Origin of the sequence: Borrelia recurrentis A1 (assembly GCF_000019705.1) — a bacterium.
In the GTDB taxonomy this organism is placed as follows: Bacteria; Spirochaetota; Spirochaetia; order Borreliales; family Borreliaceae; genus Borrelia; species Borrelia duttonii.
Window position 1 is genome coordinate 14,319 of record NC_011253.1, and the last position, 18,895, is coordinate 33,213.

General features: G+C 31.1%; 12 protein-coding genes and 10 pseudogenes. 19 read left to right on the top strand and 3 right to left on the bottom strand.

The features are described from left to right. Positions 1–120: 120 nt before the first annotated feature. Positions 121–651, bottom strand: coding sequence for a hypothetical protein (locus BRE_RS05070; RefSeq protein WP_012539583.1), 531 nt, complete (start codon positions 649–651; stop codon positions 121–123). Positions 652–922: 271 nt separating this feature from the next. Between BRE_RS05070 and BRE_RS06375 the strand changes: the two genes are divergently transcribed. The 5 genes and pseudogenes from BRE_RS06375 (at position 923) to BRE_RS05085 (ending at position 5,267) form a co-directional block, all read left to right on the top strand. Then, a complete protein-coding gene (locus BRE_RS06375; protein ID WP_158298616.1) occupies positions 923–1,075 on the top strand; it encodes a BTA121 domain-containing protein surface lipoprotein in 153 nt (50 codons plus the stop codon). A 388-nt stretch (positions 1,076–1,463) separates the two neighbouring features. Continuing rightward, a complete protein-coding gene (locus tag BRE_RS05075) occupies positions 1,464–2,057 on the top strand; it encodes a hypothetical protein (protein ID WP_012539584.1) in 594 nt (197 codons plus the stop codon). A 358-nt stretch (positions 2,058–2,415) separates the two neighbouring features. Further along, positions 2,416–2,686 (top strand): annotated as a pseudogene (locus BRE_RS06245) (variable large family protein); the annotation flags it as partial. A 189-nt stretch (positions 2,687–2,875) separates the two neighbouring features. Then, positions 2,876–3,922 carry a variable large family protein gene (locus tag BRE_RS05080; protein WP_012539585.1) on the top strand — a complete coding sequence of 349 codons (1,047 nt, stop codon included), beginning with the start codon at positions 2,876–2,878 and terminating at the stop codon, positions 3,920–3,922. A 271-nt stretch (positions 3,923–4,193) separates the two neighbouring features. After that, positions 4,194–5,267, top strand: a pseudogene (locus BRE_RS05085) (variable large family protein). A gap of 625 nt (positions 5,268–5,892) precedes the next feature. Here BRE_RS05085 and BRE_RS05090 read toward each other — a convergent pair. Then, positions 5,893–6,600: a hypothetical protein gene (locus BRE_RS05090; protein ID WP_012539586.1), complete on the bottom strand. Its 708-nt coding sequence runs from the start codon at positions 6,598–6,600 to the stop codon at positions 5,893–5,895. A gap of 192 nt (positions 6,601–6,792) precedes the next feature. On the opposite strand from BRE_RS05090, the gene BRE_RS05095 reads away from it, so the two are divergent. After that, on the top strand, positions 6,793–6,969 hold the full coding sequence (locus BRE_RS05095) for a hypothetical protein (protein ID WP_232212762.1): 177 nt from the start codon (positions 6,793–6,795) through the stop codon (positions 6,967–6,969). Here BRE_RS05095 and BRE_RS06895 read toward each other — a convergent pair. Continuing rightward, a pseudogene (locus BRE_RS06895) lies at positions 6,956–7,097 on the bottom strand (PBSX family phage terminase large subunit); the annotation flags it as partial. The gene BRE_RS05095 and the pseudogene BRE_RS06895 sit on opposite strands and share 14 nt — an antisense overlap. 27 nt (positions 7,098–7,124) lie before the next feature. On the opposite strand from BRE_RS06895, the pseudogene BRE_RS06845 reads away from it, so the two are divergent. From BRE_RS06845 to BRE_RS05145, 13 genes and pseudogenes are all read left to right on the top strand, one after another. After that, positions 7,125–8,167: pseudogene (locus tag BRE_RS06845) on the top strand (phage terminase large subunit family protein); the annotation flags it as partial. A gap of 41 nt (positions 8,168–8,208) precedes the next feature. Further along, positions 8,209–8,997, top strand: coding sequence for a Bdr family repetitive protein (bdr, locus tag BRE_RS05105; RefSeq protein WP_041178237.1), 789 nt, complete (start codon positions 8,209–8,211; stop codon positions 8,995–8,997). Positions 8,998–9,569: 572 nt separating this feature from the next. After that, a pseudogene (locus tag BRE_RS05110) lies at positions 9,570–10,657 on the top strand (variable large family protein). A gap of 221 nt (positions 10,658–10,878) precedes the next feature. Continuing rightward, positions 10,879–11,339: pseudogene (locus tag BRE_RS06380) on the top strand (variable large family protein); the annotation flags it as partial. Positions 11,340–11,474: 135 nt separating this feature from the next. Next, positions 11,475–11,915: a Bdr family repetitive protein gene (bdr, locus tag BRE_RS05115; protein ID WP_041178238.1), complete on the top strand. Its 441-nt coding sequence runs from the start codon at positions 11,475–11,477 to the stop codon at positions 11,913–11,915. 131 nt (positions 11,916–12,046) lie between these two features. Continuing rightward, positions 12,047–12,251 (top strand): annotated as a pseudogene (locus BRE_RS06850) (phage portal protein); the annotation flags it as partial. Between the two features lie 41 nt (positions 12,252–12,292). Further along, a pseudogene (locus BRE_RS05120) lies at positions 12,293–13,213 on the top strand (variable large family protein); the annotation flags it as partial. Between the two features lie 317 nt (positions 13,214–13,530). After that, a complete protein-coding gene (locus BRE_RS05125) occupies positions 13,531–14,142 on the top strand; it encodes a Vsp/OspC family lipoprotein (protein WP_012539589.1) in 612 nt (203 codons plus the stop codon). Between the two features lie 421 nt (positions 14,143–14,563). Continuing rightward, positions 14,564–15,496, top strand: a pseudogene (locus tag BRE_RS05130) (variable large family protein); the annotation flags it as partial. Between the two features lie 271 nt (positions 15,497–15,767). After that, entirely contained in the window at positions 15,768–16,766 is a 999-nt protein-coding gene (locus BRE_RS05135) for a variable large family protein (protein WP_049752025.1), read from the top strand. Positions 16,767–16,885: 119 nt separating this feature from the next. After that, positions 16,886–17,113, top strand: a complete 228-nt coding sequence (locus tag BRE_RS06855) for a hypothetical protein (RefSeq protein ID WP_198004643.1) — start codon at positions 16,886–16,888, stop codon at positions 17,111–17,113. After that, positions 17,044–17,625 (top strand): Vsp/OspC family lipoprotein, encoded by a 582-nt coding sequence (locus BRE_RS05140; protein WP_012539591.1) that lies wholly within the window; start codon positions 17,044–17,046, stop codon positions 17,623–17,625. The genes BRE_RS06855 and BRE_RS05140 overlap by 70 nt, the downstream gene beginning before the upstream one ends. A gap of 574 nt (positions 17,626–18,199) precedes the next feature. Further along, positions 18,200–18,895 (top strand): annotated as a pseudogene (locus BRE_RS05145) (variable large family protein); the annotation flags it as partial.

Genomic DNA, 18,895 nt, shown 5'->3' on the forward strand with positions numbered 1-18,895 from the left:
ATTTGCAGTTTACTTGGTTTTTACTTTTACTTAGCACTATCATAATCTTGAAAGATTATGATAGTAAATATATTTTATTAATTTTATTAAAATTTTTTCAAAAAAGTTTTATTTTTTATTTTATGCTTGTTTAGCAGTTTTTGCTTTGTAAGCGTCACATGCTGTTTTAATACTTTCAAATGTAGATATGGATTTAGATTTATGAGATATAGGTTCTGGAGTGGCTCCAAAAAAGTTATCAAAAGCACCTGCAATACTGGACTTAACAGTCTCCAACCCACCTACTCCTGGATTTTCTTTTGTATCTTTTACTATGCGAAGTAATTCTTTTGCTTTAGCATTATCTTTTAATTCTAAAAAAAATTGTTCTAAGTATTCTTCTATTTTGTTTATATCATTTACTGTGCGTTTAAAATGCATATTAGTGCTACTTGTTGTTTTTGCGTATTCGTCTTTCAGAGTTTCTATAAAAAAATTCAGTGTTTTTTTTTCATCAACATTTAAACTTAATTCAATTGAAAGGTCATTAACTTTATTGTGGTTTTGGACATTGTCACCAGAAAATACTTTATTTCTTTTTGAGGCTGTAAACTCTTTTCCATCACAACCTAAAAATAATAATATAAATGATACCCCTAAAAATTTATTCATAGAAAACCCCTTTCTTTAAAAAAGTAATACAATTTTTTTAAAAATCAAGTTTTTTTGTAAAGAGAATTTAAAAATCTTAAATTGGTACAAAAAGAAACTTTGCAAAATTTATAAGATGGATAAAGATTTTTGTTTAAAAAAGGTAGAAAAGGATTGCTACTGAATGTTAATGATACACTGTAGTAGTAGTGAAATTAATAGTTCTTTGCTTTAGGTTGCAATATTGTCATAATATAATGCTAAGTTTAATCAATTATTAGAGATATTTGTAATGTCTGGTATGGGAAAAGAAAGAATTGTATATATACGAAGTATAATAACCGGTGAGGATATTTGGAATGATACAGGGGATAAGACATATAGTAATGATGAATTTTATAATTTGCTTGTTGATTTAGATGTTGATAAGGTGTTGATAAGGTAAAGTCAATTATAAGAAATCATTTAAATAATCTTAAAGCACAAATTGAGGCTCAATCAGCTATAAATGCTGTTGAAAGTGATAAATTTAATAAGAATTAGCAAAAAACTAGTCCCTAGTTAGGTTTTGAGAATTAATACCTAGGCTTTGAAAATTTAATTTATAATTAATTTATAGGGGTTAATGTCAATATTTTATCTATTTATCTCAAATTACAAGCTCTTTTTTTGATATAGGGTTTTTGAAGAAGTTAAGAGTATTTTATAAATTTTGTCTTTTTAGCAATACTCTGTAAAGAAAAATATAAGAGATTGTTAAATATATATTGTAAATAATAATGAAATATATTTATTACAAATAAATTCATTTTGTATTTTGGAGGTTCAGTAGGATGGATTTTATGTGTAATAGAGTTGTATTGGTATTTTGCATAGTTTGTTTTATAAGTTGTGGTTTTTTGGAAACTAAAAATAAAACTCGGTTATTGCAAAATCTAGAAAATATTGATTTAAAATCAGATTGGAAAGATAATCTTAAACTTAGTAATGATGAACTTGGTATATTAACTTTTTTTGTTAATGCATTAAAAGATGAATTATCAAAAGCACATATCAGTGCAGATCATTTTAATATTCATTTAAAAGGTGATTTATCTAAAGTAGAAGGATATGTTAAAAGGTTTTTCTTAAAATTGAATGATAAGGATAAAGTTAGAGAATTGCTTGGGTATATTAAATATGGTATAGATAATCCACCTAATGTAGAGGGTAGAGATGTATATGTTGGTATGGATGCAAAGGAACATTATAGGCTTGAGAGAAGACTTGCTAGTGTTTTTGATAATTATTTTATGTTGCTAAATCCTCCATCTTCTGAGCCATTTGCTGATTCATCTGCTAAGGTGCCTTTTATTGGTGGTGATCCTGAAGATAAAATGTTTAATGATATTAAAAGTGTATGTTATGAGTATAGAGGTTCACATTAATAATATTAATATTTTGGTGTACGGTAGAGATTAAATTTATGGTTATATTTATAAGGGAAGAGATTTTTATTAATCTTATTCAAATTGCTGTAAATTTAGTATTTAATATTAACCTTAAAGGAGAGGAAAATGAATCCCAAAGCTAGGTATTTATCTTTGGGATTACTTTTTAGTTTTATAATTTTGAAGTTGTGATTTAATCTTTGACGATAAAATTATGAAAAATATTTAATTTTATTTGATAATGGTAAAGTGCAGTTAAAGTCGCTTGGTGGTTTATAGATAATTAAATTAAATAAATGCTAAAAACTTGATTTTCTTGTTATCTTTTTTTATTAGTGATAAATGTGTGATAGTGATGATGGGATGTAATAATGGAATAATCGAGTATTAACGATTTTTGTGCTTGGTTGCTAATTTAAGGAAAGGATTTTTGTAAGTTTTTGTGAGTTTTGGGGATATGATTACAGGGATATTAGGAATAAATGCGGAAACAAAGAAAAGTGAAATTAGGTAAGATTTTAGAAGAGAATGGGGATTATCCGAAAGTTAAAGGTAAGGTAGAGGAATTTATTGGGAAGATAGGTAAGAGCGAAGAAGGAGCAAAGGAAGCAGCTGGGGGTGCTAGTTAGGTGAATTAGTATATGTTGAATATAGTTGTTGAAATAATTAAATAAGAACCTTATTAAAGGGAGCAATAAAGCTCTCTTTTTTTATTTGCGGTATTGTGTATGTTATATAAAGCCTCGTTTATTTGTTTTTTGCTTTTTAAGATAAGCTAGAAAAAAAATAATAAAAAAAACAAGGAGGCGAAAAGAATGAAGAGAGAGAAAAAAGGAGAGGGGAAAGTAAGAGTAGTGATATTAATGGTGATGATGATAGTGATGGGATGTAATAGTGGAGGGGTGAAGGATCCAGAGAAAGTGTTTTTGAGTGAGATGGTAAATTTAGGGAAAGGGTTTTTAGATGTTTTTGTAAGTTTTGGGGATATGATTACGGAGACATTAGGAATCAAGGTAGAAACAAAGAAAAGTGAGATAGGTGCATATTTTAGTAAGATTGAGAATACAATGAAAGTAGTGAAAGGGAAATTAAGTAAAATTTTAGAAGAACATGGAAGTTATGAGAAAGTGAAAGAGAAGGTAGAGGGATTTATTGGGAAGATAAGTAAGAGCGAAGAAGGAGCAAAGGAAGCAGCTAGTGGTGCTAGTGGTGAGGAGGCAATAGGAAATGCTACTACAGCTGGACATGGGGCTACTCCTGCTAGCAAAGATGCAGTTGTATCATTGGTAAAAGGGATAAAGGCAATAGTTGGAGTAGTGTTGAAAGATAATGAAGGTAGTGCGGATGCTAACAAAACAGGAGATGATAAAAAGGATATAGGTAATTTATTTGTTAATGATGCTGGTAAGGGTGAAGCGAAAGAGGAAAATATTGCAAAGGCAGCGGCAAGTATAGGAGTAGTAAGTGGTGCTGATATATTGAAGGCAATAGCGAAATCAAAGGAAAATCCTAATATTGATACTACTAATGGGATTGAAAAAGCAACAGATGCAGCAGAAATAGCAGTTGCTAAAGCTGTTAATGACAAGAAGGAAATTAAAGAGGTCACAGCAAAGAAAGATGCAGTAATAGCCGGAGGGATAGCATTGAGAGGAATGGCAAAGGATGGTAAGTTTGCAGTTAAGAATGAAGATAAATCAGCAAATGCAGTAAATGGAGCAGTAGCAAGTGCAGTAAATAAGGTATTGAGTACATTGACAATAGCAATCAGAAATACGGTGGATTTAGGATTAAAAGAGATAAATAAGGTATTAGGAGAGATTAAGCAAGGAGAGGGTGCTGTTGCTAAAGTTAATGAATAAAAGAATAAGATAATTAGTACAATTTATAATATAATTAAATTTTTCAAATAAAACTTAGTTAATGAGAGCAAAAGAGCTCTCTTTTTTTATTTGCGGTATTGTATTTGTTATGTAAATGATAATTTTATATAGATCATATTTTTGGCCTCCTTAATAAATAAGCTAGTAAAAAAGCCAAAAAGGCTAAAAAAACAAGGAGGCGAAGAAAATGAATAGAGAAGTAAAATAAGGTGAAATAAAAGGGAAGAGAGGAATAGAGAGAGTTAAGAGAATGGATAAGATAGGGAATAGAATGAGAATGCAGGGAATAATATTGGATGATAATGATAGTGATGGGATGTAATAGTGGGGGAGTAAAAGGTGGAGAAGAGATAGGAGGAGGAGATGGGAGAGGATTAAGTGGAGCAATGATGGAAGTAGGGAGAGGAGTGCAGAGAGAGCATTTTATGCATTTTTGGAGTTAATGTCGGATGTATTGGGCTTGAAAGTGACTAAAGATACAAAGAGAAGTGATGTAGGAGAATATTTTAATAGTTTAGGTGGTAAACTTGGAGAAGCATCAGGAGAATTAGAAAAAGTAGCAAACGAGGCAACATCAGGTATTGATAAAAGCGATGCATCAAAAAATCCAATTAGAGTTGCAGTTGAGGTGGCTAAGGGAGTTTTAGCGACGTTAAAGGGTCATTTAAATTCTTTAAAAGATATAGGTGATAGTGAGAAGGTAGGTGTGGCAGTCTCTCAGAACCAAGGAGTAGCATCAGCTGAGCTTGAATTAAAGAAAGCATATAATGCATTTAAAGGAATTGTGGATACAGCAGAGTTAGAAGGGGTTGCAAAGCCAAAAGTGGGAGACATAGCAGTGAAAATAGATAATGCAAATAATAAAGATGGAGCCAAGGTGTTAGCGGCAGGTGCTAATGCAGGAGCGGCGGCAGTGGGAGAGAAAGCAGCAGCAATAGTATCATCAGTAAGTGGGGAAGAAATATTGGCAGCCATTGTTAAATCAGGAGAAAGTGATGCAGCAGTAGGAGCTAATGCAACCGCAGCTACAAGTACATTAAGTTTTGCAAAGGGAGGGGCTAATGCAGCTCATCTTGCACAAGATGTGGCGTTAGCAGGTGCAGTATCAGGAGGAATAGCATTGCGTTCATTGATTAAGGCAGGTAAATTAGCTGCTCATGATAATGATGATGATAAAATTGTGCAATCAGTAGGAATAAGTGCTACAAATAAATTATTAGTAGCCGTAGAAAATATAATTAAAAAGACAGTAAAGAATGTACTAGAGAAAGTGAAGCAAGAAGTAGATAAGGCAAGAGTTCCAAAAGCATCAGGGCAGCAATAAGATTTGAATATAGTTGAGATTGTTAGATAAGAATGTTGGCGAAGAGAGCAAATAAAGCTCTCTTTATTTATTTGCAGTATTGTATATGTTATAGATTTACTTATTACTACTTCTCTTAGCAAATACTACTTCTTTTTTTTGTTATATTTATGCATAAATTATAAAACACGTTATTATTATTATTTTTTTTCTTAATATGTAATCAATAATTGTATTTTATATCTCTACTTCTCATCAACTGGTATTTGAAAGTATGTGAAGAAACCAGCCTGAGATTGGATCTATTTGTTTAAGTATTTCTATACTTTTCTTTATTAATCTTATTGTGCAGATGTATTATCTATCTCTTGTGCACTTTTTAAGTTGTGATTGAATGTGCTCAATAGCATCATTTGTATTATTATCTTGTTTGCAATTACTCATTAATAGTGATAAAATTTAAGTAAAATTAATTGTTTTTATATAAAATCTCCTTATTGTAATACATATTTGTAATTTTACATTACACATCGATTATTATTATGTTGTATGAATTACTTTGATTATTATTTGATTAGCAACTACGATTTAGTAGTTGCTAAATTTTGATTTTACTTGATTTAGTAATATATTTTGTTGATAATTTTTAGTCTTTCCATAGTGCCAATGAATATTTATAGCTATCACTAGTTTTATCTTGAAGTTCGTTTTTTATTTTTTGAATTGCATTTTTGTAAAATTCTTCGTTATCTTGTAAATTAGGTTGTCTCTCAATTGCGTTGACTTTAATCAAATAGAAAAACATAGTTATACTATTATGATTTGCACCATGTGGCTTACCATACAGTTTACTGTCGTATGTGTGTTCCTTTTTATATTCATCATCTTGAAAATTATAATAAGCATCTTCTACATATTGTATTATATCCATATTAGGATTATTATTTAGTTTATTCTTTATAAATGTATATACATGACTGAAAGAATTAATTAGATCTTTTTGTTCTTCTATGTTCAAATTATTTGAGATCCAATTAATAATGTTTTTATATATGTTTGCGACTTCTTCGGCTTTTGGATTTGTATAATTCTGTTGGTAAGCTTTTAAATCCATATCAAGTGCATACTTTAGTAATTTAAATTTATCTTTTTCTTCACTACTTAGCATAGGTTTTTGTGATGCATGTATTGTGGATTTTTGCATTATCACATTAGGTCTTTGTGTGGTAAGTTTTTGTTCAGTTGTAAATCTTGTTGCAGATTGAGTTTGCAATTTATTGTCAAATTTATCTGTATCACAACCATACAAAAATAATGTAATATAAAGTATTAGTATACTTTTATTTTTATTCATATAATGTTCTCCTTATTAACTAAATATATGTTGTTTTTTTGTTTTAAAAATATATCTGTAGTTTTTATTCTATTTTTTGTAAAATTATTATTTTGTTATTTTTTTTATATTAAACTAGATTAATTTTTTGTTAAATTGTAAGTAAATCATTTGATGATTATATTGTTTATTTTAATTAAGGTAAGCTTGGTGATGCTCAGATTAGTAAAGATATTGGATTTTAGAGAAATTAATAATGAAGATGGTGAAGGGCTTAATAATAAGATATGTGAACTTGATGAGGTTAAAAGTTCCAAGGAAATTAAAAAGATAGAATTGTATTATCAAGCTATGCTTAAATTAAAAAGCAACAGATGTTGCCTAATATAAAATTATTGGTATCTTTCCTATAAAGATGCCTATTTTTTAAGTAAAGTTTTTAAGAATAAATAACAAGCCAAAAATGTTTTACCACTTGAAATTTCACCTGATAAAATAACTTTGTTTTGATTATTCTTTTAAATTTTAAATTTAAATTATGATTCAACTCACAGAGATCATTAGAAATTAATGTTATAGAACAGTTTGAAAAGCTTGCTAATATGCTTAAAATACCTTTTGTTCCCAAATATTCAAATACGTCATATTTTGAAATCGATTCTTTAAGGGTTAATTTATATGGTGGAGATAAAATAAGAGATTTTGAAAGATTTAGAGGATCAAATTCTGCTGTTATTTATGTTAATGAAGCAACAACGCTGCATAAATAGACATTAAAAGAAACGCTTAAGAGACTAAGAATAAAACCAGAGTTTGTTATATTTGATACTAATTCTGATTATCTAGAGCATTATTTTAAAACAGATTATATTGATAATAACACAGTATATTCTACATATAATTTTACAACATATGATAATGAGGAAATTTCAAAGGAATTTATAAAGACCCAATAAGAAATTTATAAAAACTTGCCAACATATAAAGCCAGCGTTCTACTTGGCAAATGGGTTGCAAATAATGATGCGATATTTAGTAATATTAATATTATTAAAGACTATGAATTTAAAAGTCCTATAGCTTATTTAGATCCTGCATATAGTAGTGGTGGGGATAATACTTCTCTTTGTGTTTTAGAGAAGGTGTCGGATAAGTATTATGCGTTTATATTTCAAAATCAAAAACCAGCTGTTGATTCATATGTTATGAATACAATAAAGGTAATAATGAGGAATTTAATGTTAATATTCTTTATATTGAAGATAGAGATGATATTAAAGGATCTTGGTCTTTGACACGTGAATATGTTAGACTTCGAGATAATATACAAAATTACTTTAGAATTGCACCAACAAGACCCAAAACAAATAAACATGCAAGCATTGTTTCTTTATTAACACCATTTACTTATAACAAGATGCATTTATTATATTATAGTAGTCGTTCTATATTTCGTGATATTTATTCATATAATGGAGATGGCAAAGTTCATGATGATGTTCTTGATGCATTATCAGCTGTATATTTAATTGTGTCTTTAAATTATCGTGATAGAAGTCAACATTTTACTAAATTTACTTTCATTTAGCTTATAAATTATTGTATAATAATTACATAAGGAGATTCTTTATGGAGTATATGCAAATGGAACCTGTAATTACTAGACAGATGGTATTAAATGAGCTTGTAAAAGCGGGTATTAATAGAGAGATTGCAGACGATTTGTCTTATAGATACTATAAAAATGAGCTTACTACTAAAGATCTTCAATATTTAGAAAGTAATTTTAACCTTAAATTAGAAATATTAGAGCGTGGTTTAAAGGCTGATATTAAAGAGCTTGATAATAAAATAGATGCTGGGTTTACAGAACTTGATATTAAGATAGATACTGTTGAAAATAACTTAAATAATAAAATCGACAGAGTAAGGGACGAATTAAAATTAGATATTAAAGAACTTGATATTAAGATAGATACTGTTGAAAATAACTTAAATAATAAAATCGACAGAGTAAGGAACGAATTAAAATTAGATATTAAAGAACTTGATATTAAGATAGATACTGTTGAAAATAACTTAAATAATAAAATCGACAAAGTAAGGGACGAATTAAAATTAGATATTAAAGAACTTGATACTAGGATAGATACTGTTGAAAATAACTTAAATAATAAAATCGACAAAGTAAGGGACGAATTAAAATTAGATATTAAAGAACTTGATACTAAGATAGATATTGTTAGGAAAGATATGGAAGTGAACAAAATGGAACTTGATACTAAGATAGATAAATTTGCATCAGATGTTAAAGGAACATTTAAATTACATGCTTGGATGTTTGGAACCATTATTACCATTAATGTAGGAATATTTCTAGCATTAATATCTATGCTATATGCATTGTTTATAAAGTAAATTTAAATAAGTAAATATTTCTTCTATATAAAGAATAAGTTTAATTTTTTTTGCAATTTTTTATAATTATTTTTTGTATATTGAATAAGGTTGTGAAGGTTGGAGGTAAAATGAAATACAATTCTAAAATCAATTCTTATAAATTATGACGACATTCAATATTTTTGAGGAATTATATAAATAATGGTGCAGAAGACGTCCTGCACAATGGAATCACTTTAGAGATTGTTTATAGTACTGATTTAAAAAGAGATAAATAAGGTATTGGGAGAGATTAAGGGAGGATAAGGAGTTGGAGTTAAGGCTAATTAATAGCTGAATTAATATATTTATATTGTAATATAGTTTGATAATGATGAAAAGAAAAATATTAGTAAAGAGAGCAATAAAGCTCTCTTTTTTTATTTTCTGTATTGTGTAGGCTCTTCAAGCCTCATTTATTTGTTTTTTGCTTTTAAAGAAAAGCTAGTAAAAAAAGCGATAAAGAAAAAAGCAAGGAGGCGAAGAAAATGAAGAGAGGAAAAAAGGAAATATGTGTAAAAAGCGAGGAGAGAGAAATTAGAATAGAAAGGATGGATAGGATGGAAAGGATAGAAAGGATGAAAAGAGTAAAGGGAATAGTGATGATGATGGTGATGGGATGTAATAGTGGGGGAGTAAGTGGAGAAGGGAAGGTAAACTTGGAAGCTAAGAATAGTTTTTTAGAGTCATTGGTAAAGATAGGAGAAGGATTTCAGGAGATTTTGGCGTTTTTGGGAGTGCTGTTGGAGATGTATTAGGGTTTAATGTTATTAAGTTGGATGATAATAGAAGCAAAGTAGGAGAACATTTTAAGACTATAGGAGATGGATTAAAGAATACTAAGGATAAATTGGATAAGTTATCAAAACAAATAGTTTCTACTTTTAATTCTGATGCAAAAGGAGTAGAAGCTGTTATTCAGGGTTCTAGTGAGGTGATTGGGAAGCTAATTGATTCTTTAACTAAGCTTGCTGGTGCTGTTGGTAGTATCAGTATTGGTGATAATACTGCTGGTGCTGCAGTAGTTTCTGAAGAAGCTAGTGTTAAAACTGTTATTGAAGAAGTCAAAGCTATAGTTGAGATTGCAGAAAATTCTAAGGTAAATATTGGAAAAGGAATTTATGGTGGTGAGGTAACTGCGGGAGGAGCTAATACTAATGCACCTGCTGTTCTTAGTGCCAATGCTGCTGCTGGTGCTGGTGCTGGTTCTAAGCTAGCTGATGAAATAACTAAAGCAGATTCATGGGCAATGATTGATAAGATAAAAAATGCTAAAACAAAAACCGGAAATCTTGATGCTAATGCTAGTAATGGTGCTGGAGAGTTAGCTACTGGTACTCCTAGTGATGCTAATGGTGCTAAGGCAGCTACTAATGCAGACTTAGCAGCAGCCGTAGCTTTAAAGGCTATGACTAAGTCTGGTAAATTTAGTGATGCTGCTGCAGATACTGGTATTGTTAAAGCCTCAGCAGCTAGTGCTGTAAATAAGGTATTAGGACTATTGGATGTAATAATTATACAAGCAGTAAATCTTGAGCTTGATAAAGTTAAAGAAGCAGTTAAGGGAATAAAATATTCTGAGACACCTGAAAGTAATGTTCCAGAAGTTGGTACTATTCAAACTCCTTTTACTAAATAAATCTTAAAATTAAATAACAAAGTTATTTGAGGGAAACGCTTTGATCTTTATGCATGAGAGTTGTTTTCCTTTTTTGCATTTTAGTATTTCTTATTGAACATTGATTGTTTTTTCATTTATATTTGTAACATATGCATTTTATTCATTTTTTATTTGTCTATTTTTTTCTTGGTTTTACTTTCGTACTAATCTTGGAAAGCAACAATTAATTTTCGAAAAGAATTTTAGAAAAGAGAAAAGATGAACTTGATAAAAAGGAGAGGAGTGATAAAGAGAGATAGGAATAATATTGGGGATGATGATGGTGATGATGGGATGTAAATAGTGAGGGAGTTGCGGGAGGAGAAGGAGCAGCAGGAGGAGGTGGGAGTGGAGCTAAAAGTTTAAGTGAGGTACTGCTGGAAGTAGGGAGAAGGTGCAGAGAATGCATTTTATGCATTTATAGAGTTAATGTCAGATACATTAGGATTAAAAGTGACGAAAGAAACAACTAAGAGCAACAAGTAGGAGAATATTTTAACAGCCTAGGTGGTAAACTTGGGAAGCATCAGGTGAATTAGAAAAAGTAGCAAACAAGGCAACATCAGGTGTTGATAAAAGCGATAAATCAAAAAATCCAATTGAAGTTGCAGTTGATGCTGCTAAGGGAGTTTTAGATACGTTAAAGGGTCATTTAAATTCTTGAAACTCTTGATGCATTATCAGCAGCATATTTAATTATGTCTTTAAATTATCGTGATAGAAGTCAACATTTTACTAAATTTACTTTCATTTAGCTTATAAATTATTGTATAATAATTACATAAGGAGATTCTTTATGGAGTATATGCAAATGGAACCTGTAATTACTAGGCAGATGGTATTAAATGAGCTTGTAAAAGTGGGTATTAATAGAGATATTGCGGATGATTTATCTTATAGATACTATAAAAATGAGCTTACTACTAAAGATCTTCAATATTTAGAAAGTAATTTTAAATTTAAACTAGAAATATTAGAGCGTGGTTTAAAGGCTGATATTAAAGAGCTTGATAACAAAATAGATATTGTTGAAAATAACTTAAATAACAAAATCGACAAAGTAAGGGACGAATTAAAGTCAGATATTTCTCTTGTAAGAAAAGATATGGAAGTGAATAAAATGGAACTTAATAGTAAATTAAAATTACATGCTTGGATGTTTGGGACTATTATTACCATTAATGTAGGAATATTTCTAGCATTAATGTCTATGTTATATGCATTGTTTATAAAGTAAATTTAAATAAGTAAATATTTCTTCTATGTAAATAATAGGTTTAAATTTTTTTGCAATTTTTTATCAAAAATAAATAATTAATCTACAATTATTTATTGTATATTGAATAAGGTTGATAGGTTGGAGGTAAAATGAAATACAATTTTAAAATCAATTCTTATGAATTATACCGACATTCAATAGTTTTTTAGGAATTATATAAATAATGTTGCAGAAGACGTCCTGCACAATGGGATCAACTTAGAAATTGTTTATAGTATTGCTTTAAGTGGTATTGAAGATACATTAGATAATCTAAAAGTAAAACTTAAAGAAGCACTATTGAATTGTATTATATATTGATGAGATATGATAGTGGAGTAGGCTAAAGGGAACAATTTGTGGGTTCGATAGCAAATTTAGGGAAAGGATTTATGGAAGTATTTGTGAGTTTTGGCGATATGATTACAGGGACGTTGGGGATAAAAGCGGACACAAAAAAATCGGATATTGGGAAATATTTTACTGATATTGAAAAAACTATGATTTCAGTAAAGGAGAAGTTGCAAACAGAAGTGGCAAAGAATGGTAATTATGTGAAAATCAAGGAAGTAGTTGATCAGTTTATTACAGGTACATTAGACAAGATTGCGGAAGGTGCTAAAAAAGCATCAAGCGGGGCTGCTGGTGGTGCTGTTCTTGGAAGTTCTGTTAAAAATGAAGATGCTGCACCTGGAGAGGTTGCAAGTGTTAATGCACTTATTGAAGGGATTAAAACAATAGTTGCTGTAGTTTTAAAAAATGAGGGAAATGCTGATGCGAATAAGACTACAGATGATGATAAAAAGGATATAGGTAAGTTGTTTAGTAAAGCATCTGATAATGGATCAGAAGCTGAGGCAGCTAAGGCAAATGCATCAATAGGGGCAGTAAGTGGAGTTGATATATTGCAAGCTATTGCTAAGTCTGATGTAGTTTCAGCAGCCGGTAAAGATATTGATCAAGCAAAGGATGTTGCTGAGATTGCTACTGCTAAAAATGATAGTGGTACTAAAGAAACTAAACAGAAAGATGCAGTTATTTCAGGAGGTATAGCATTAAGATCGATGGCTAAAGGTGGTAAATTTGCTACTAAGAATGAGGACAAAGCTGTACCTGCAATCAATGGAGTAGCGGCAAGCGCAGTTGGAAAAACATTGAGTGCTTTAATAATAGCAATAAGAAATACAGTTGATAGTGAATTAAAAAAGATAAATGAAGTACTAGCTACGGTGAAACAAGAAGATAAATCTAGTGAAGCAACAGCTAGTGTACAATAGTAAGTAATTGTAGATGAGAATCAGTAGAAAATAATAAATAGAGTTATTTAAATAATATAATTTGAATTAATTACGAAAAATAATTAGTTAAGAGGGCTTCTTTTGCTCTCTTTTTTTATTTGCGGTATTATATGTGTTATATAAATAATATTCATATAAATTATTATTTTTAACTTTTTTTTGTTTCCTTAGTAGAAGAGCAGATAAACAAACAAGGAGGCGAAGGAATTGAAGAAAGGAAAAATAGTAGGGAAAAGAGAGGTATAAGAAAGAGAGGATGAGAGAAGGAAAAGAGTTGTGGGAGTAATAATGGGAATATGGTGGTGGTGATGGTGATGGGATGTAATAGTGGGGGAGTATCTGGGGGAGAGGAAGGGCAAGCAAAGAAGGGAGATGGGAGTGTAATAGATTTAAAGGTAGTGGGAGAGAAGATAAAGAGTGCGGTGGAGTTTGTGGAAAAAGTAAAGGAAGTGCATACTTTAGTTAAGTCGGTTGATGAGCTGGCTAAAGCTATAGGAAAGAAAGTTGGAGCTGCTGGTCTTGGTGATATAGCTGATCATAATGGATCATTAATTGCAGGAGCATATAGTGTGATAGAAGCTGTGGATGCTAAATTGGCAACGTTGGCAGGAAAAGTGGGACTTTCTAGTGATTTAAGTACAAAGGTTAATGATGCTAAAGTTAAAAGTACAGCGTTTTTAAATAAATTGAAGAGTTCTACTGCTGAATTTGACAAAGAAGGTGCTAGTGATGCTGATTCGAAGAAGGCTCTTCTTAAAGATAATGCTGATAAAACTAAGGGGAGAGATGAGCTTGATAAACTAAATACATCAATTGATATTTTGATGGCTAGTTCTAAAAAGGAATTAGATGATTCAATTAAAAATCTTATAGAAGAACCTGTAAGACCTGATACTGTTGGGAATTGATAAGTAGTTAATACAATCTTATAAGAATATATTAAGATTAGTTTTTTGATTGAAGGGTAAGTAATTGGAGAAATAAGGTTAATAAATTTAAAGCTGAGAGTATGGTACTCTTAGTTTTTGTTTTTTTATTAGTTAATGTGAAATTTTTAGTTTTCTTTATCTTTTCTACAGTAAAACAATAAGATAAATCTGATGATGGTATTAAGCAGGAGGGATAGCTTTACGTTCATTAGTAAAAGGTGGTAAATGAGCCTCACATAGTAGTGATGATGGCAAAGTATCACAATTAGTAGAATTAAGTGCAGTAAATAAATTCTTACTTTACTTTCTAAAATACATTCTTTACTATCTTCTTCACTATTTCTTCTACTACTCCCAATAATTGGATAAGGCAAGAGATCCAAAAATAGTAGGAAAGTAGGGAGAAGTGCAGGGGGATGCATTTTATTCATTTTTAGAGTTAGTGTCAGGGAGTTTGGGATTTAGTGTAAATAAAGAAACAAAGAAGAATGAGGTAGGAGAATATTTTAATAAATTAGGTGTTAAATTAGGAGAAGCGTCAGCAGAATTAGAGAAAGTAGCAGTAAAGGCATCGGCAGATGTTGATAAAGAAGGTGTATTAAATAAGGGAATAAGAGCGGCAGTTGATACTGCTAAGACTACTTTAAGCGGATTAAAAGGGCATTTAGAGTCATTGGAGGGGATAGGAGGTGATAAGAAGGTAATTGATGTAGCAAAGAACCAGAATGGAGTGGCAGCAAGTACAGAGGAATTAAAGAAAGCATATAAAGCATTAAAAGGGATAGTTGAGATAGCTACTAAACAAGGAGTTAAAGAAGCAAGTGCAAGTGATGTTACATTGGGTCAAGCATCAATAGGAGTAGATGCAAAAAGTGGAGCCAAGGTATTAACTACGGGAGCTAATGCAGGAGCAGCAGTGGGAGAAAAAGCGGCATTGATAGTGTCCTCAGTGAGGGGAGAGGAGATGTTAGCATCAATAGTTAATTTAACAGAAGATAAAGCTAAGAAAATAACAGCTAATGCAACCGCAGAGACAACCCCATTGGAATTTGCAGTAGGAGGAAGTACTGCGGATAATTTAGCACAAGATGTAGTTAAAGCAGGAGCAGTGGCAGGAGGGATAGCATTGCGAGCATTGGTTAAAGAGGGTAAATTGGCTACACATAATGATGATAACGATTATAAAGCAGTACAGTCATCAGGAGTGAGTGCGGTAAATAAATTATTAGTAGCAGTAGAAAAAATGGTGAAGAAGACAGTAAAGAATGTAATTGAGGGAGTGAAGAAAGAAGTGGATAAGGCAAGAGATCCAAAAGCATCAGGGAATCAGTAATATTTATATAGTTGAAAATAATTAGGTAGAAATATTAGTGAAGAGAGCAATAAAGCTCTCTTTTTTGTATTTCCGGTATTTTGTATGTTATATAAAAGCCCCATTTGCTTATTTTTTGTTTTTAAAGAAAAGCTATAAAAAAAAGTAAAACAAGGAGGTGAAGAAGATGAAAGAAGAGGGAATAAAAGGAATAAGAGGAATAAGAGGAATAAAAGGGAAGGAAGAATTGGGAAAAAAAGAGGGGAGAAGGAATAATAGAATAGTATTGGGGATGATGATGGTGATGATGGGATGTAATAGTGGGGGAGTAAGTGGAGGAGTAAGGGATCCAGAGAAAGTGTTTTTGAGTGAGATGGTTAATTTAGGGAAAGGATTTTTAGATGTTTTTGTGAGTTTTGGCGATATGATTACAGGGACATTGGGGATAAAGGCAGATACAAAGAAAAGTGAGATAGGTGGATATTTTACTAAGATAGCAGAGACAATGAAAGGAGTTAGAGAGAAATTAGGGAAGATTTTGGAAGAGAATGGGAAATATGAGAAAGTGAAAGAGAAGGTAGAGGAATTTGTTGGGGAGATAGGTAAGATTGAGGCAGGAGCACAAGAAGCAGCGAAAGGAGCTACAGGTGAAGCTATAGGAAATGCTGCTTCTGCTGGGCATGGAGCTACTCCTGCCAATAGAGAATCGGTTGTTTCATTAGTAAAAGGAATTAAGATAATTGTTGATGTGGTATTGAAAGGTAAGGGAAATGCGGAAGCAACGAAAACAGGGGATGATAAAAAGGATATAGGTAATCTATTTGCTGATGATAATGGTAAGGGTGATGCCAAAGAAGAAAATATTGCAAAAGCATCAGCAAGTATTGGTGCGGTGATCGGAGCTGATATTCTTCAAGCTATAGCTAAGTCAAAGGAAGATCCTAAAGATTATGCTACTGATGGAATTGAGAAAGCAACAGATGCAGCAGAGATTGCAATTGCTAAAGCTGTTAATGCAAAGAAAGAGATTAAAGAGGAATCAGCAAAGAAAGATGCGGTGATAGCAGCAGGGATAGCATTGAGAGGGATGGCAAAAGATGGTAAATTTGCGGCTAATCAGAGTGCTAAAGATGCAAATGCAGTAAATGGAGCGGTAGCAAGTGCAGTAAATAAGGTGTTAAGTACATTGACAATAGCGATAAGGAATACAGTGGATTTGGGATTAAAGGAAATAAATAAGGTATTGGGAGAGATTAAGGAAGGAGAAGGTTTTGAGGTTAAGACTAATTAATAGATGAATTATATTGAATATAGTAAAATTATTAGATAAGAATGCTGATAAAGAGAGCACTAATGAAGCTCTCTTTTTTTTGAGTGTATTATATAAATCATATTTTTTCCTTCTAATCCTTGGGAGAAAAGCTAAAAAGTAAGAAAAAACAAGGAGGCGAAGAAAATGAGAAGAGAGAAGGAATAGAAGGGGAAGTAAAAGGGAAGAGAGGGATAGAGAGAGGGAAGAGAGAGAGGAGAGTAAAAGGGATAGTGATGGTGATGGTGATGATAGTGAGATGGGATGTAATAGTGGGGGAGTTGGAGAGGGAAGTCAAGCAAAAGCGACTAAGGCAGATGGGAGTGTAATAGATTTAAAGGTAGTAAGTAAAAAGATAAAAGATGCGGTGGAGTTTGCGGAGAAAGTAAAGGAAGTGCATGTTTTAGTTAAGTCGGTTGACGAGTTGGCTAAAGCTATAGGCAAAAAGATTGATGCTAATGGTAGTCTTGCTGCTGAAGCTGGTCAAAATGGATCGTTAATTGCAGGAGTGCATAGTGTAATATCAGCTGTAAACACTAAGTTAAAAGGATTAGAAACAACAGATAACATTTCTGATGAATTGAAAGGAAAGATTGTTGCTGTTGAAACAGAAGGTAAGGCATTCTTGGATAAGTTGAAAAGTGGTAATGCTGAACTTGGTAAAAAAGATGCTTCTGATGATGATACAAAGAAAGCTATAGATAGAATTGGTAAAAAGGATGGTGATAAAGGAGTTGCTGAATTGATTAAGCTTAATACGGCGATCGATGCATTGTTAAAGCTTTCTACAGATGCAGTAGAAGCATCAATAGGAGAACTTACAGTTAAGCCTGCTGTGTAAAATAACTGAATAAATGCCAAGATATTCAAGAATAATAGCTTGAAGAAAATAAATAAAGTTAATAGAGATAAAGATACTGGGAGTAATCTCTTGGTATCTTTTATTTTATAGTGTGTTAAATAGAGATATATTGCTTTATATGATTAATTTTATTATTTGTGGTTTTATGAAAATGTTCTAGTGAAAAATATTCAGTTTATTGTATAAAATTGTACATATAAAAAACAAAAAAATAAGCTTTAATCTTTATCATGGAATAAGCTAGTCATTTAAAATTATTTAATTTCATATATAGTTGCAATTATAATATAGCATAATAATACACAAAAGCTATGTTAATAGTTATTTTTTTAAATAAAAAGAGTCAATGATAAATATATGGTAATAAAATTAATCATTAGTTTTTATATAGATATTTTTATGAATTTTTGTTTATTCGTTTATTAATTGTTTATTAGTTTTTGTATGGTTTGTTAATTTAAAGATTAAAGGTTAATAAATCAGGGAAAAGAAGAGTAAAGAGTTATTGATGGGAGTAATGGTGAATTCAGTAAAAAGTAAATGAAATGCTGTAGTGGCAGAGAATGGTGACTATCCAAAAGTGAAAGAAGTAGTTGAGCAATTTATTATTGGGATGTTAGACAAAATTGCGGAAGGAGCACAGGAAGCAGCGAAAGGTGCTACTGGCACTAGTAGTGAATTAATTGGGAGTGCTATTAAAATTCTGGTGCTACGCCTTCCAAAGCGGATTCCATAAACACATTAGTTAGAGGAATTAAGGCAATTGTTGATGTATTGTTAAAGGAGCAAGGAAATGCAGATGCTAATAAGATTGCAGATGATGATAAAAAGGATATCGGTAAATTGTTTAGTACTACTGCTAATGATGCAACAGAAGCAGTAGCAGCCAAGGCAAGTGCATCAATAGGGGTAGTAAGTGGTGCTGACATATTACAAGCTATTGCTAAGTCTGGTGATGTTTCTACTGTTGGTGATATTAAAATTAATGAAGCAAAAAATGCTGCTGAGATTGCTGCTGCTAATAAAGCTGATACTAAAGAGGCTAAACAAAAAGATACAGTTATTGCAGAAGGTATAGCGTTACGGATAATGACTAAAGATGGTAAATTAGCTGCTAAGGATGAAGATAAAGTTGCATCTGCGATAAATGGAGCAGCATTAAGTGCAGTAAGTAAGACATTGAATACTCTAGTAATTGCAATAAGAAATAGTGTTGATAGTGGATTAAAAAAGATAAATGTAAAGATTG